The sequence below is a fragment of the Pseudonocardia sp. TMWB2A genome, from assembly GCF_017312135.1.
This window is the reverse complement of record NZ_QKQY01000002.1, coordinates 2724684-2738445: the sequence shown is the minus strand read 5'-3', so window position 1 is coordinate 2738445 and position 13762 is coordinate 2724684. Positions and strand designations below refer to the sequence as shown.

The window sequence follows — 13762 nt, the reverse complement described above, 5'->3', positions numbered from 1 at the left end:
GAGCTCGTGACCACCGTCGTCGGCGACGTCGTGGCGCCGCTGGTGCTGTTCTACGGCCTGCGGGCGGTCGGCGTCGCGGCCGGGCCGGCGCTGCTCGCCGGGGCCGCGGTCCCGGCGGCACGGGCGCTGTGGGGGCTCGTGCGGCACCGGCGCGTCGAGTGGTTCGCGGTGCTCGTGCTCGTCCTGTGCGTGGCGAGCGCGACGACCGCGCTGCTCGGCGGCGGCGACCGCGTCCTGCTCGCCCGCGAGGCCCTGGTGACCGCGGCCCTGGGCGTGGTGATGCTCGCGAGCGTGCCCTCGGCCCGGCCGGTGCTGTTCACGATCGGCAGGCTCACGCTCACCGAGGCCGGCCACAGCCCCGACGACTGGGACCGCCGCTGGGCCTCCTCCGCGCGGTTCCGCGGGATCTGGCGGTGGCTGACGGCCGGCTGGGCCACGGGCCTGTTCCTCGACGCCGCGCTGCGGGTGCTGATCGCGTACACGTTGCCGGTCGACGTGGTGCCCGCGGTGCACGCCGTGCAGTGGTTCGCCGTGCTGGCGGTGCTGCTCGTCGGCGGGCAGGTGTGGCTGCGACTGCCCCGCCACCGCGAGCTGATCTTCAGCTGACCGGCGGGTCGGCAGCGAGGAACCCCGCCAGGTCGGCGGTGTACCCGTCGACGCCGAGCCGCCACCCGGGCCGCACGAACGCCTCCCGCGTGAGCAGCACCCGGTACTCGGTGACCCGGGCGTCGCCGTGGTCGATCGTGGCGGTGCCGTCGTCGCGGTACCCGAGCCGGGCCGACACGGCCGCGGACCTCGGGTTGCCCTCGACGTACTCCGAGCGCGCCGCCAGCGCGCCGAGATGGTCGAAGGCGAAGGCCAGCACCGCGGCCCGCATCTCGGTGCCGTAGCCGCGCCCCTGCGCCCGTCGCACCAGGTACGAGCCGGTCGCGACCTCGCGACGCACGCCGAACCGGTCCCCCACGACGTCCTGCAGGCCGACCACCCGGCCCTCGGCGCGCACGACGAACTGCAGCGTCCACCAGTCCGGTGACGCCTTCGCGCGGTTCGACCAGACGTACTGCGCGATCCCGCGCCCCAGGTGCCGCGGGTCGGCGCGGGTCCACGGGACGCGGAACGGCATCTCCGACGACGGGTGGATCCCGCTCTCGTGCACGGCCGCGACCAGCTCCCGGACCGACGCGTCGTCCTCGACGCGCAGCTCCAGGCGCGGGGTCCGCAGGGTCAGCCCGGACATCGGCCACGGGTCGGGCACCGGGTCGATCGGCGCGGGGAGCACGTCCATCGGTCGACCGTGCCGGATCGCCGACGGGCGCGCCACGGAATACCGTCGGCTCCCATGTGGGCGATCACCCTGACCGAGTACGGCGGACCCGAGCAGATGACGTGGGCGGAGGTGCCCGACCCCGAGCCCGGCCCGGGCGAGGTCGTGCTCGACGTCGTCTCCTCGGCCGTCAACCGGGCCGACCTCCTGCAGGTCCAGGGGAACTACCCGGTCCCGCCCGGCGCGTCGGAGATCCTCGGCCTGGAGTGCGCGGGCCGGATCGCCGCGCTCGGTGACGGCGTGACCGGCTGGTCGGTCGGCGACGAGGTGTGCGCCCTGCTCGCCGGCGGCGGCTACGCGACGAAGGTCGCCGTCCCGGCCCCGCAGCTGCTCCCGGTCCCCGAGGGCGTCTCCCTGACCGACGCCGGCGGGCTGCCCGAGGTCGCCTGCACCGTCTGGTCGAACGTGTTCCTGGAGGGCCGGCTCGCCGAGGGCGAGACGTTCCTGGTCCAGGGCGGCTCGTCGGGCATCGGAACGCACGCGATCCAGGTCGCGAAGGCGTTCGGCGCGCGCGTCGCCGCCACCGCGGGCCACGCCGACCGGATGCGGTTCTGCCGCGACCTGGGCGCCGACATCGTCATCGACTACCACGACGACATCGCCGAGGAGCTGAAGAAGGCCACCGACGGCCACGGCGCCGACGTCATCCTCGACAACATGGGCGCCAAGGGCCTGGCGAACAACCTGTCCGCGCTGGCCCGCGACGGCCGGCTGATGATCATCGGGATGCAGGGCGGGGTGAAGGCGGAGCTCAACATCGGCGCGCTGCTGGCCAAGCGCGGCCACGTCTCGGCGATGGGCCTGCGCGGCCGCCCGGTCGACGGTCCGCACTCGAAGGCCGAGATCGTCGACGGCGTCCGGGAGAACGTCTGGCCGCTGTTCGCCGACGGCCGGGTGAAGCCGGTGATCTTCGAGCGGTTCGCGATGTCCGACGCCGCCGACGCGCACCGCAGGCTGGACGCCGGTGGTGTGACCGGCAAGCTCCTCCTCGTGAACTCCTGAGCGGGCGGGTCCAGAATGGCGGGCATGAGCGACGAGCAGGAGACCCCCGAGGACCGGGTCGTGGTGGTCGGCGCCGACGGGCGTCCGGTGGGCATGGCCTCGGTTCCGCAGGACGACGAGGGGCAGAGCCCCGCGTCGATGGTGGAGCAGCCCGCGAAGGTCATGCGGATCGGCACCATGATCAAGCAGCTGCTCGAGGAGGTGAAGGCCGCGCCGCTGGACGAGGCGTCCCGCGAGCGGCTCAAGGAGATCCACGAGAACTCCGTCAAGGAGCTCGAGGAGGGCCTCGCGCCGGAGCTGCGCGAGGAGCTGCAGCGGCTCAGCCTGCCGTTCACGGCGGACAAGATCCCGTCGGAGGGTGAGCTGCGGATCGCCCAGGCCCAGCTGGTCGGCTGGCTGGAGGGCCTGTTCCACGGCATCCAGACCGCGTTGTTCGCCCAGCAGATGGCCGCCCGTGCCCAGCTCGAGCAGATGCGTCGCGGGCTGCCCCCGGGCGTCGGCGGTGGGCCGGAGCAGGGCGGCGTCCCCGAGGGCATGGGCCGGGGAACCGGGCAGTACCTCTGACGCACGTCGACGACCTGCGGTTTCGCGGTGTCCCGGCCGGGGCCTCCCCTGCCGGGCCCGCGGACGGCGTCTGAGTACCCTCACCGGGTGGCCGTGACCGTGACCGACGAGCCGGGTGACGTCGTCGACCCGTCCGAGGTGTCGAGCCCGCGCAGCTGGCGGCGGGCCTTCGCGGACCTCGCCCAGGGCTGGCGGCAACGGCCGCTGTGGGGCTACCTCGGCTGGCAGGACATCAAGCAGCGCTACCGCCGCTCCGTCCTGGGACCGCTGTGGATCTCCATCAGCATGGGCGTCATCGCCCTCGGCCTGGGGATCCTCTACTCGGCGCTGTTCCAGATCTCGCTGGCGACGTTCCTGCCGCACGTCGCCGTCGGGCTGCTGATCTGGAACTTCGTGTCCGGCTGCATCCTCGAGGGCAGCGAGGTCTTCATCGCCAACGAGGGCCTGATCAAGTTCCTGCCCGCCCCGCTGAGCCTGCACATCTACCGGCTCGTGTGGCGGCAGACGCTGTTCTTCCTGCACAACCTGGTCGTCTGGGTCGTGCTGATGATCGTGTTCCCGCATCCGCTGGGGCTGTCGACGCTGCTGGCGATCCCGGCGTTCGTGCTGCTGGCGATCAACGGCGCCTGGGTCGCGATCCTCGCCGGGATCCTCGCGACCCGGTTCCGGGACATCCCCCCGATCATCGCCAGCGTCACCCAGCTGGTCTTCTACCTGACCCCGATCGTCTGGTCGGTCGACATCCTCAGCGACAACCCGGCCGCGCGCGAGCGCGCCCAGCTGGTCGAGCTGAACCCGGTCTTCCACTTCGTCGAGATCGTGCGCCAGCCGCTGCTCGGCCAGGAGATCGTCGGCCGGTACTGGCTGGTCACGGGCGTGATCACGATCGTCGGCTGGGCCGCGGCCCTGATCTGCCTGCGCAACTACCGCTCCCGCGTCGCGTACTGGGTGTGAACCTCTGTGACTGAACCCCGCATCCGGATCGACCGCGCCGCCGTCGACTTCCCGATCTTCGACGCCAAGACGCGGTCGCTGAAGAAGGCCGTCCTCGGCAAGGCGGGCGGCCGGATCGGCACCGACGCCAAGGTGCCGATCATCGAGGCGCTGCGCGACATCACCGTCAGCCTGGACAAGGGCGCCCGCGTCGCGCTCGTCGGGCACAACGGCGCCGGCAAGTCCACGCTGCTGCGGCTGATGGCCGGCATCTACGAGCCCACCCGCGGCCGCTCGCTGGTCCGCGGGAAGGTCGCGCCCGTCTTCGACCTCGCCGTCGGGATGGACCCGGAGATCTCCGGCTACGAGAACATCCTGATCCGCGGCCTGTTCCTGGGCATGACGCGCAAGCAGATGGAGGCGCGGATCGACGACATCGCCGCCTTCACCGAGCTGGGCGACTACCTGGAGATGCCGCTGCGGGCGTACTCGACGGGCATGCGGGTGCGGCTCGCGCTCGGCGTCGTCACCTCGATCGACCCCGAGATCCTGCTGCTCGACGAGGGCATCGGCGCCGTCGACGCGGAGTTCCTGAACAAGGCCCGCGACCGGCTCCACGAGCTCGTCGACCGCTCCGGGATCCTGGTCTTCGCCTCGCACTCCGACGAGTTCCTCGCCGACCTGTGCGACACCGCGCTGTGGATGGAGCACGGGACGATCAAGGAGTACGGCCCACTGCACGACGTCCTCGACCACTACAAGGGGCGGACCCCGTCGTGACCGGACCGCTCCCGCCCGGCTCGGTCGTCGGCGTCATCGTCACGCGGCACCGGGCCGAGCTGCTCGTCGACTCGCTCGCGGCGATGGCGAAGCAGACCCACCCGCTGGCGCACCTGATCGTCGTCGACAACGGGCCGGACCTGCCCGCGCGCGACGCCGTCGAGGCCTGCCCGCTGCCGACGACGTGGCTCCCCTCGTGGTCCAACCTCGGCGGCGCGGGCGGCTTCGCCCTGGGGATGCTGCACGCACTCGCCATGGGCGCGGACTGGATCTTCCTGGCCGACGACGACGGCCACGCCGCCGACGAGTCCACCCTCGCCACGCTGCTCGACGTCGCGTCGCGGCACGGACTCGCCGCGGTGTCACCGGTGGTCGCCGACAAGGCCGACCCGGACCGCCTCGCCTTCCCGCTGCGCCGCGGCGTCACCTGGCACCGGTCCCGCTCGGCGCTGGGCCCCGACGACCTGCTCCCCGGGATTGCCTCGTTCTTCAACGGCGCCCTCTTCCGGGCCTCCACGCTGGAGGTCATCGGGGTGCCGGACCTGCGCCTGTTCGTCCGCGGCGACGAGGTGGAGATGCACCGCCGGATGGTCCGGTCCGGGCTGCCCTTCGGCACCGCGCTGCAGGCCACCTACCTGCACCCCTACGGCTCCGACGAGTTCAAGCCGATGCTCGGGGGGCGGCTGCACGCCCAGGACCCGGGCGACGAGGTCAAGCGCTACTACACCTACCGCAACCGGGGCTACCTGATGTCCCAGCCCGGGATGCGCAGGATCGGCCTCCTGGAGCTGCCGCGGTTCGCCTGGTACTTCCTGGTCACGAAACGCGACCCCCGAGGGTTCCGCGACTGGCTCACCCTCCTGAGACAGGGCCGCCGGGAACAGTTCCACCGCGCCCCCTGACCGTCGCCCCCACAGCCCACGATCTGGCGTGGCGACCGGTGACGTCGTGCGGCGACCACCGCGGCGGGTGCCGCGGGATGTGACGGGTCGCCACGAACCTGTCCACAACCGGCAGGTTCATCCACAGGGCGGTGGGGTTGTCGGTGGCCGGTGTCGGGCGGCGGCAGTGTCGGGGGCATGGATCGCCTCGACCACCTGCCTCCGGATCCGGCCGGGCTCCTGCACCGGTCGGCGTTGCTGGGTGCGGGCCTCGCCGTCGACGAGATCGACCGCCTCGTCCGCGCCCGCGTGCTCGTCCCGGTCCGGCGGGGCTCCTACCGGCTCGGTGACGACCAACCGCGCTCGCCGGTGCAGGCCCACCTGCTCCGAGCCCGGGCCACCGCGCCGCACCTCGCTCCCGGCTCGGTCTTCGGCCATGTCACCGCGGCCCTCGTCCTCGGGCTCCCGGTCTGGAACCTGCCTCTCGACCGGGTGCACGCCGTACGGGAACGCAGCACCGGTGGCGGCCGGAACCGCCATGGCACCTCCGTGCACCGGGCTCCGCTACCGGCCGACGACGTCCGCGAGCTCGACGGCCTGCTGGTCACCTCGCCGGCCCGGACACTCGTCGACCTGGCTCGGACGGTACCCGCCGAGCAGACGCTGGTGACGGTCGATGCGGCCCTGCACCAGCACGTCCGGCCGCGACCGCGGTCCGAGCCCCGGCCGGCCGGCGCGACCACGGTCGACGAGCTGTCCGAGGTGCTCTCCCGGTTCGGCGGACGCGTCGGCACGCCCGCGGCACGGCGTGTCATCGCGCTGGCGGACGCCCGCTCCGAGAGCCCCGGTGAATCGCGTAGCCGGTTCCGGATGCACCTCGCGAGCCTCCCGGCCCCGGCGACCCAGTGGGAGGTCCCCGGTCTGCCGTTCCGCACCGACTTCGCCTGGCCGGAGCACGGAGTGGTCGGGGAGTTCGACGGCCGGGTCAAGTACGGCCGCTCGCTGCGGTCCGGTCAGGATCTCGGTGAGGTGCTCTGGGAGGAGAAGCGGCGGGAGGACCTCATCCGTTCCGCGGGCCTGACCGTCGTGCGATGGGTCTGGTCCGACCTCGCCGACGGCAGCATGGTCGCCCGCCTCGCCCACGGTCTCGGGACCACACGGCACCCCGTCACGTCGCGTGGCACCCCACGCGGCGGTCGCCGCGCGACGTGACCGGTCGCCACGCTCGATGCGGGGTCAGTTCTTGAAGATGACCCAGCGCAGCATGACGAAGTTGATCGCGGTGGCCGTACCCTGCGCGACCAGCCAGGCGAGGCTGGTGTCGTAGGTCAGCGGCGGCAGCAGGTGCAGGACCAGGGAGTTCACGCCGACGTTCACGGCGAAGGTCGTGCCGTAGAGGGCCACGAAGCCGGCGAACCTCGCGCGGCCGCCGGTGTTCGCGCCGGTGAAGGTGAAGCGCTTGTTGAGCAGGTACGCCGTCGTCGTACCGAGGATGAAGCTGATGCCCTTGGCGAACGGCACCCACAGGCCCGCGTTCAGGAGCAGGTGGTAGACGCCGAAGTCGACGATCGCGGAGAGCACACCGATCGCGACGAAGCTGCCCAGCTGGCGGACGAGGCCGAGGCGCGGGGCCGGGGCGTCGGCCGGACCGGTGGCCGGGGGCTCGGCCCGGGTGGGCTCGGTGGCGGTCACCCATCGAGGGTAGCGGCGCGCGCCGCAACGACGGCGTCGACCCACCGGAGCGCAGGTCGTACCCCTCCGACCTGCCGATCCGTACGCGGCCGTGGACAACACAGTGCACTTTGCCGTACAAAGTTGATGACAGAGCAAACCAGTTGGTAGTGGGGGAAGCATGCAGGACCGGACGGACACCGACGTCGACGACCAGCCGCCGCGCTCACCGGCCGACGCGCTCGCGATCATCGAACGCGAACAGGCCCGGCAGATCCCGCCGTACTGGATCTTCTATTTGATCTGGGGCGCGGCCTGGGCGGTCATCGGGCTCGCCTGGTTCGCTAACGGGACCGGCGCGGTCACCGCGACCACCGCGGGCGTCCTCACGGGGCTGGCGATCGCCGGGGGGTCGATCGGCAGCGGTCTGGTCGCCGCCCGGATGGGACGCGGCGTCACCGGGCCGAGCCAGCTCCACGGCGCCCTCTACGGCTGGGTGTGGCCGGTGGCGATGATCGGCGTCGTCGCACTGACGGTCGGCCTGGGCCGGCTCGGGGCGCCGGTCGGGTTCGCCATGCCCGCGCTGTTCGTGTTCGTCACCGGCGGTCTGTTCGCGGTCGGGGCCGCGGTCTGGCGCAACATCCCCGACTACGCGCTCGGGCTCGGCCTGCTGGTGCTCGGCGCGGCGCTGCCGTTCGTCCCGGCGCCGTGGCACGCGCTGGCACTGGCCGTCGTCGGCGGGGGCGCACCGGTCGCCACCGGGCTGTGGACGCGGGCGCGGGCGGTCCGGTGACCGAGCTCGACCCCGTCATCCACGCCCAGGCCCGGCTGCGGGTCACCGCCACCCTCGCCGCCCTCGACGACGGCGACCGCATGACCTTCCCGCGCCTGCAGGAGCTGCTCGGCATGACCGCGGGCAACCTGTCCACCCACCTGCGCAAGCTGGAGGACGCGGGCTACGTCGCGATCACCAAGACCCACCAGCGGCGCACCCCGGTGACCTTCGTCGAGCTGACGAGAACGGGCAGGCGGGCCTTCGAGGACTACACGGCCGCGCTGCGGACGCTGCTCGACCCGGCCGCCGACCCGTCGGAGGTGCCGTCGTGACCGCACCGGTGGAGCTGCACGGGGTGACCCGCCGCTACGGCGACACCGTCGCCCTCGACGACGTCGACCTCGTCCTGGAGCCCGGCAGTCTGACCGGCCTGCTCGGACCGAACGGGGCGGGCAAGTCGACGCTGGTCAACCTCGTGTCCGGGCTGCGCCGACCGGACACCGGCACGGTGCGGCTGTTCGGCGGGGACCCGCGCGACGCGGCGAACCGGGTCGCGCTGGGCACCACCCCGCAGCAGACCGGGCTGCCGGACACACTGCGCGTCGGGGAGATCGTCCGGTTCGTCGGCGCCCACTTCCCCGACCCGGTCGGGGCCGGTGAGCTGCTGGAGCGCTTCGGCCTCGACGGGCTGGAACGACGCCAGGCGGGCGGGCTGTCCGGCGGCCAGAAGCGCCGCCTCGCACTCGCGCTCGCGTTCATCGGCCGCCCCCGGCTGGTGCTGCTCGACGAGCCGACGACCGGCCTGGACGTCGAGGGCCGCCGTGCCCTGTGGGACACCGTGCGCGCGTTCCACGCCGGCGGCGGGACGGTCCTGTTGACCACCCACTACCTGGACGAGATCGAGTCGCTGGCCGAGCGCGTCGTCGTCCTGGCGGGTGGCCGGATCCGCGCCGACGGCGACGTCGACGCCGTCCGCGGGGCCGTCCGGGTCGGGCGGGTGTCCTTCCGTGCGGCGGCCCTCCCCGACCTGCCCGGCGTCGAGCGGACCGAGCGCGACGGCGACCACGTCACCCTGCACACCGCCGACGCCGACGAGCTGGTCCGCACCCTCGTCCGGCACGACGTGCCCTTCACCGGCCTGTCGGTGTCCCGGGCGTCGCTGGAGGACGCGTTCCTGACCCTGACCGGAGGCCCGTCGTGAGCATCGCCGCAGCGCACGCCCGCTACCTGATCCTGGAGCAGCTGCGGATCCCGGTCGCGGTGCTGTCCACCGCGCTGTTCCCGGCCCTGACCCTGTGCTTCTTCGTGCTGCCGTTCGACTGGGGCGACGACCCGGCCGCGGCGACCCGCGCGGTCGCCCAGCTCGCGTTGTTCGGCGTGCTCAGCGGGTTCCTGTTCACCTTCGGCGTGGGCGTGGCCGACGACCGGGAGAAGCCGTGGGACCCGTACCTGCGGACGCTGCCGGCGCCGCCGTCGGCCCGGGTCCTGGGGCGGCTCGCGGTCGGGGCGCTGTTCGCGCTGCTCGGGATGCTGCCGGTGGTCGTGCTGGGGGCGCTGCTCACGCCGGCGTACGTGGAACCGGTGCGGCTGCCGCTCGCGTTCGTGACGCTGCTGGTGGCCGGGCTGCCGTTCCTGTTCGGCGGGCTCGCGATCGGCTACTCGCTGCCGACCAAGGCCGCGCTGCCGGTGACCCAGCTGGCGTTCTTCCCGATGGCCTTCGGTGGCGGGCTGCTGCTGCCGCCGGAGCTGTTCCCCGGCTGGCTGGCCCGCGCGACCGAGGTGCTGCCCACCCGCGGGGCCCGTGACCTGCTGCTCTGGTCGCTCGGCGGACCGGTCCCGAGCGGTCTGGCGCTGGGCGCGTTCGCGGTGTGGACGGTCGGGCTGGCGCTGCTGGTGGGCTGGGCGTACCGCCGCGACGAGGGGCGCCGCTTCCGATGAGCCCGGCGCTCAGAAGTGGCGGCCGGCGAAGGTGTAGCGGGGCCGCACCGTGACCGAGCCGGCGGCCGTCCGGCCGTAGACGCGGAAGTGCGGGCGGCCGTGGACGGCGCGGCTGGGCATCTTCGAGCGGACCGAGCCGTACTGGGAGACGAGGCCGTCGACGTCGGCGGTGGCGTTCTCCGGGACCAGCAGCCGGGCCGACCCGGCGCCGAGCTCCAGCTCCACCTCGACGACGGGCATGGGCAGCTGCGCGTCGCAGAAGTCCAGCAGGACCGCGCCGAGCGAGGTCTGCACCCGCAGCCGGGCCGGGACCGCCCAGTCGCCGCGGCGCTTGACCCCGCCGACGCCGCCGCGCAGCACGGTCGGTGGGCCGACGGGGGTGGCGAGAACGTCCGCCGAGAGGTTCAACGGGTCGCCGGGCAGGTCGGACAGCACCGGCACGAGATCGGAGCCGAACCGGGCTCCGTAGACGACCGACAGCCGCTCCTGCAGCTCGTCGACCGAGATGCGGCCCTCGGCCATCGCGCGGTTGAGCCGCTCGGCGACGCGTTCGCGGTCGGCGTCGGAGATCCTGATCTCGTGGCTCCCCGGACCGGTCACCCGTCCAGCCTAGATCGGTCAGCCGACCGGGGCCGTGCCGGGCAACCGGAACAGCCACACCCCGCCGTCGAACCGGCCGGGGTCGCCGGTGACCCGCCGGGTCCAGTCCAGCGCACGGGCCTCGTCGCCGCCGGCGTACCCGGGGACGAACACGACGGCGGTGATCCCCAGGTCGCGCAGCTCGCGGTGGGCGGCGGCGGTGTAGTCGTCGCTGGGGTCGTTCTTGCCGTCGGCGACCCACTGCGCGCCGATCTGGTAGCGGTTCCAGCGGGACTGGATCGCGACGTCGTCCTGCGGGTCGGAGGCGATGAAGTAGCCGCCGCGGATGCGGAACGCGGGGCCGGAGGCGGCCTGCCAGCGCAGGCCCTGCGCGCCGTCGTCCCAGGCCGCGGTGATCCGCGGGTAGATCTCGACGACGTCGGCCGGGCCCAGCGGCGCCGCCCCGGCCGCGAAGAAGGCGGGCACCGGCGCGGGCCGGACCTCCTGGGCGTCGGCGGGCAGCCAGGACACCACCGCCAGCGCGGTCAGGGTGACGGCACCGACAGCCGTCGCCGGGGTGTCGAGCGGCATCCGGTCCACCCACAGCGCGACGACGACGGCCACACACAGCGCCGTCACCACCTGGATGCGGACCGGCTCGACCTCCGACAGCAGCGGCACCTCGGCGAACCCGAGCCAGGGCAGCGGGATCCCCGTGTAGTCGCCCAGCAGCACCACGCTCGTGCCGAGCGAGGCGACCCAGGACAGGAACCCCACCGCGGCGACGACCCGCAGCGTCGTCGACCGGACGACCAGCACCGCGACGACGACCAGCGCCAGCACGGCGAGACCGACGTAGCCGCCCTGCTCGCCGATGTGGCCGCCGAGCTCGGTGTCGACGCCGTCGGGCGTCGTCCGCACGGCGGTCAGCCGGGTCGGGACGAGCAGGTTCGCCAGGTCCGCGCCGGTGGCGTGCACGTTGCGGATCGCGCCGCGCGGGCGGTTCGGCCCGGCCAGCACCAGATACAGCGGGTACGCGCCGAGCACCACGAACACCCCGACGCAGGCCAGCCCGGCCCGGACCAGCCCCGGCAGCTGCGCGCGGACCCGGCGCGGGAACCGCAGCGCGAGCACCACCGCGGTGACGACCAGGAAGATCACGCCGATGGCGAGGGTCTGGGTGTAGAGGACGAGCTGCCCGACCAGGGCGAGCCCGGCCAGCGCGCCGACCCGCCACGGCCGGCGCAGCGGCCCGCGCGCGAACAGGTGGTGGGCGAGCAGCAGGAGCAGCGGCGGCAGCACCGACCACGTGAGGTTGAGGTGCCCGGCGATCGCGTGCGCGAGGTGGAACGGGGAGAAGGCGTACAGCGCACCGGCGATCCCGCGGGCGGCCCAGCCGCGGCCGGTCCGGCCCACGTACGGGCCGAGCGCGGCGACCAGGACCAGGCCGGAGACGACCGGACCGAGGACCAGGCCGACGTTGAACGCGGTCACCGAGCCCGCGACCAGGGTCACCGGGGCGAGCGCCAGCGCCAGCAGCGGCACCGCGGTGTTCCACAGCGCGTTCAGCCCGTACGGCCAGTGCATCCAGTCGGTGACCAGTGGGTTCTGTCCGTGCGTCACGGCGAACGGGAACCAGTGGATCCACCAGGCGAACATGTCGGCGTCGGCGGTGACGTGCCCGATCAGCAGGCCGCCCGGGTCGGCGAGCACGCGGCGCTGCAGCCACAGCGAGACCAGCAGGTACCCGAGCCCGAGCAGCACGTACAGCCCCGCGGTCGCGCCCCGGCGCCGCGCCGGTGGCAGCGGGAGGCGGACCTGCCGCTCGTCGAGCACCCGCCCAGGGTCGCACCCGTCGTCGTCGGTGCGCCTCGCTACCCTGGCGACGATGACGGACACGACCGTTCCCAGCAGCACCAGGACCGACGCCCCCGCGCGACGGACCGCCTCCCTGCACGGCTGGGGACGGACCGCACCGACGATCGCCCAGCTCGTCACCCCGCGCGACGCCGAGGACGTGGCCGAGGCCGTCCGCACGGCGGGCGAGCGCGGCGTGATCGCCCGCGGGCTCGGCCGTTCCTACGGCGACCCGGCGCAGAACGCGGGCGGTGTCGTCCTCGACATGCCGGGCCTGAGCCGGATCCACGCCATCGACCCGGACACCGGCGTCGCGGACGTGGACGCGGGCGTCAGCCTGGACCAGCTCATGCGGGCCGCGCTGCCGCTCGGGCTGTGGGTCCCGGTGCTGCCGGGCACCCGCCAGGTCACGATCGGCGGGGCGATCGGCGCCGACGTGCACGGCAAGAACCACCACACCAAGGGCAGCTTCGGCAACCACGTCGAGTGGCTGCAGCTGGTGACCGCGGACGGCTCGGTCCGCGAGCTGACCCCGTCCGGGCCGGACTCGGAGCTGTTCTGGGCGACCGTCGGCGGGATGGGCCTGACCGGCGTCATCGTGCGGGCGAAGGTGCGGCTGCACCGGACCGAGTCGGCGTACTTCGTGGTCGACACCGACCGCACCGACGACCTCGACGGCCTGCTGGAGCTGCTCACCGACGGCTCCGACGACACCTACGGCTACTCGGCCGCCTGGTTCGACACCACCGCGACCGGAGCCCGGATGGGCCGGTCGGTGCTGACCCGCGGCTCGCTCGCGACCGTCGACCAGCTCCCCGCGAAGCTGCGCTCCGAGCCGCTGAAGTTCGACGCGCCGCAGCTGCTGACCTTCCCGGACGTCTTCCCGAACGGGCTGGCCAACAAGCTGTCGCTGACCGCGTTCTCCGAGCTGTGGTTCCGCAAGGCCCCGAAGCGCCAGCGCGGCTCGGTGCAGAACATCACGGCCTTCTACCAGGTGCTCGACGTGTTCGGGGACTGGAACCGGGTCTACGGCTCGAAGGGCTTCCTGCAGTACCAGTTCGTCGTCCCGATGGGGGCGGAGACCGAGCTGCGCCGGATCCTGGAGAAGATCGCGGCGTCGCCGCACAAGTCCGGGCTGAACGTGTTCAAGCGCTTCGGCGCGGGCAACGACGCACCGCTGTCGTTCCCGACGAAGGGCTGGACGATCACCGTCGACTTCCCGATCGCGAACGGGCTGTCCCGGTTCTGCACGGAGCTCGACGAGATGGTGCTGGCCGCCGGCGGGCGGCTGTACCTGGCGAAGGAGTCGCGCACGTCGCCGGAGGCCTTCGCCGCCGGCTACCCGCGGTTCGCCGAGTGGAAGGCGATCCGCGACGGCGTCGACCCGGCCGGCGTCTTCGCCTCCGACATGTCCCGCCGCCTCGCACTGACCCTCTGACGTCCGGAGCCAGCACCATC

16 protein-coding genes are annotated in these 13762 nt (G+C 73.4%); 12 read left to right on the top strand and 4 right to left on the bottom strand.

Features of this window, described 5'->3' with window-relative positions; translation table 11 throughout:
* Positions 1–6 precede the first annotated feature (6 nt).
* Positions 7–606 carry a VC0807 family protein gene (locus tag DMP17_RS27700; RefSeq protein ID WP_337831039.1) on the top strand — a complete coding sequence of 200 codons (600 nt, stop codon included), beginning with the start codon at positions 7–9 and terminating at the stop codon, positions 604–606.
* Here DMP17_RS27700 and DMP17_RS27695 read toward each other — a convergent pair.
* Positions 599–1285, bottom strand: coding sequence for a GNAT family N-acetyltransferase (locus DMP17_RS27695; RefSeq protein WP_337831038.1), 687 nt, complete (start codon positions 1283–1285; stop codon positions 599–601). The two genes, DMP17_RS27700 and DMP17_RS27695, sit on opposite strands and share 8 nt — an antisense overlap.
* 54 nt (positions 1286–1339) lie before the next feature.
* Here DMP17_RS27695 and DMP17_RS27690 point away from each other — a divergent pair, with 54 nt between their 5' ends.
* The 6 genes from DMP17_RS27690 to DMP17_RS27665 all read left to right on the top strand — a co-directional run bounded on the left by DMP17_RS27690 (position 1340) and on the right by DMP17_RS27665 (position 6696).
* The gene (locus tag DMP17_RS27690; protein WP_226354600.1) at positions 1340–2326 is read left to right on the top strand and encodes an NAD(P)H-quinone oxidoreductase; all 987 of its coding nucleotides are present in this window, start codon (positions 1340–1342) and stop codon (positions 2324–2326) included.
* Positions 2327–2341: 15 nt separating this feature from the next.
* Positions 2342–2890: a bacterial proteasome activator family protein gene (locus DMP17_RS27685; protein ID WP_226354599.1), complete on the top strand. Its 549-nt coding sequence runs from the start codon at positions 2342–2344 to the stop codon at positions 2888–2890.
* A gap of 87 nt (positions 2891–2977) precedes the next feature.
* A complete protein-coding gene (wzm, locus tag DMP17_RS27680) occupies positions 2978–3844 on the top strand; it encodes a galactan export ABC transporter permease subunit Wzm/RfbD (RefSeq protein WP_179761407.1) in 867 nt (288 codons plus the stop codon).
* A gap of 6 nt (positions 3845–3850) precedes the next feature.
* Complete coding sequence (gene wzt, locus DMP17_RS27675; RefSeq protein ID WP_226354598.1) at positions 3851–4603, top strand: galactan export ABC transporter ATP-binding subunit Wzt/RfbE; 753 nt, start codon at positions 3851–3853, stop codon at positions 4601–4603.
* A complete protein-coding gene (gene glfT1 / locus DMP17_RS27670; protein ID WP_337831037.1) occupies positions 4600–5505 on the top strand; it encodes a galactofuranosyltransferase GlfT1 in 906 nt (301 codons plus the stop codon). The genes wzt and glfT1 overlap by 4 nt, the downstream gene beginning before the upstream one ends.
* Before the next feature lie 177 nt (positions 5506–5682).
* Positions 5683–6696 carry a hypothetical protein gene (locus DMP17_RS27665; protein WP_337831036.1) on the top strand — a complete coding sequence of 338 codons (1014 nt, stop codon included), beginning with the start codon at positions 5683–5685 and terminating at the stop codon, positions 6694–6696.
* A gap of 24 nt (positions 6697–6720) precedes the next feature.
* Here the strand turns inward: DMP17_RS27665 and DMP17_RS27660 are convergent, their stop codons facing one another.
* Complete coding sequence (locus DMP17_RS27660; RefSeq protein ID WP_308016874.1) at positions 6721–7176, bottom strand: GtrA family protein; 456 nt, start codon at positions 7174–7176, stop codon at positions 6721–6723.
* Between the two features lie 160 nt (positions 7177–7336).
* On the opposite strand from DMP17_RS27660, the gene DMP17_RS27655 reads away from it, so the two are divergent.
* From DMP17_RS27655 to DMP17_RS27640, 4 genes are read left to right on the top strand one after another with little or no spacing between them, the layout of a single operon-like run.
* Positions 7337–7948, top strand: a complete 612-nt coding sequence (locus tag DMP17_RS27655) for a hypothetical protein (RefSeq protein ID WP_337831035.1) — start codon at positions 7337–7339, stop codon at positions 7946–7948.
* Entirely contained in the window at positions 7945–8262 is a 318-nt protein-coding gene (locus DMP17_RS27650) for a transcriptional regulator (RefSeq protein ID WP_226354594.1), read from the top strand. Before DMP17_RS27655 ends, DMP17_RS27650 begins: the two co-directional genes overlap by 4 nt.
* Entirely contained in the window at positions 8259–9131 is an 873-nt protein-coding gene (locus tag DMP17_RS27645) for an ABC transporter ATP-binding protein (protein ID WP_226354593.1), read from the top strand. The genes DMP17_RS27650 and DMP17_RS27645 overlap by 4 nt, the downstream gene beginning before the upstream one ends.
* The gene (locus DMP17_RS27640) at positions 9128–9868 is read left to right on the top strand and encodes an ABC transporter permease (protein ID WP_226354592.1); all 741 of its coding nucleotides are present in this window, start codon (positions 9128–9130) and stop codon (positions 9866–9868) included. Before DMP17_RS27645 ends, DMP17_RS27640 begins: the two co-directional genes overlap by 4 nt.
* 9 nt (positions 9869–9877) lie before the next feature.
* Here the strand turns inward: DMP17_RS27640 and DMP17_RS27635 are convergent, their stop codons facing one another.
* Together DMP17_RS27635 and DMP17_RS27630 are read right to left on the bottom strand one after the other, a co-directional pair.
* Positions 9878–10468 (bottom strand): DUF1707 SHOCT-like domain-containing protein, encoded by a 591-nt coding sequence (locus DMP17_RS27635; protein ID WP_226354591.1) that lies wholly within the window; start codon positions 10466–10468, stop codon positions 9878–9880.
* Between the two features lie 18 nt (positions 10469–10486).
* Positions 10487–12346 carry a hypothetical protein gene (locus tag DMP17_RS27630; protein WP_337831034.1) on the bottom strand — a complete coding sequence of 620 codons (1860 nt, stop codon included), beginning with the start codon at positions 12344–12346 and terminating at the stop codon, positions 10487–10489.
* Here DMP17_RS27630 and DMP17_RS27625 point away from each other — a divergent pair.
* Positions 12336–13742 carry an FAD-binding protein gene (locus tag DMP17_RS27625; protein WP_226354589.1) on the top strand — a complete coding sequence of 469 codons (1407 nt, stop codon included), beginning with the start codon at positions 12336–12338 and terminating at the stop codon, positions 13740–13742. The two genes, DMP17_RS27630 and DMP17_RS27625, sit on opposite strands and share 11 nt — an antisense overlap.
* Positions 13743–13762 lie beyond the last annotated feature (20 nt).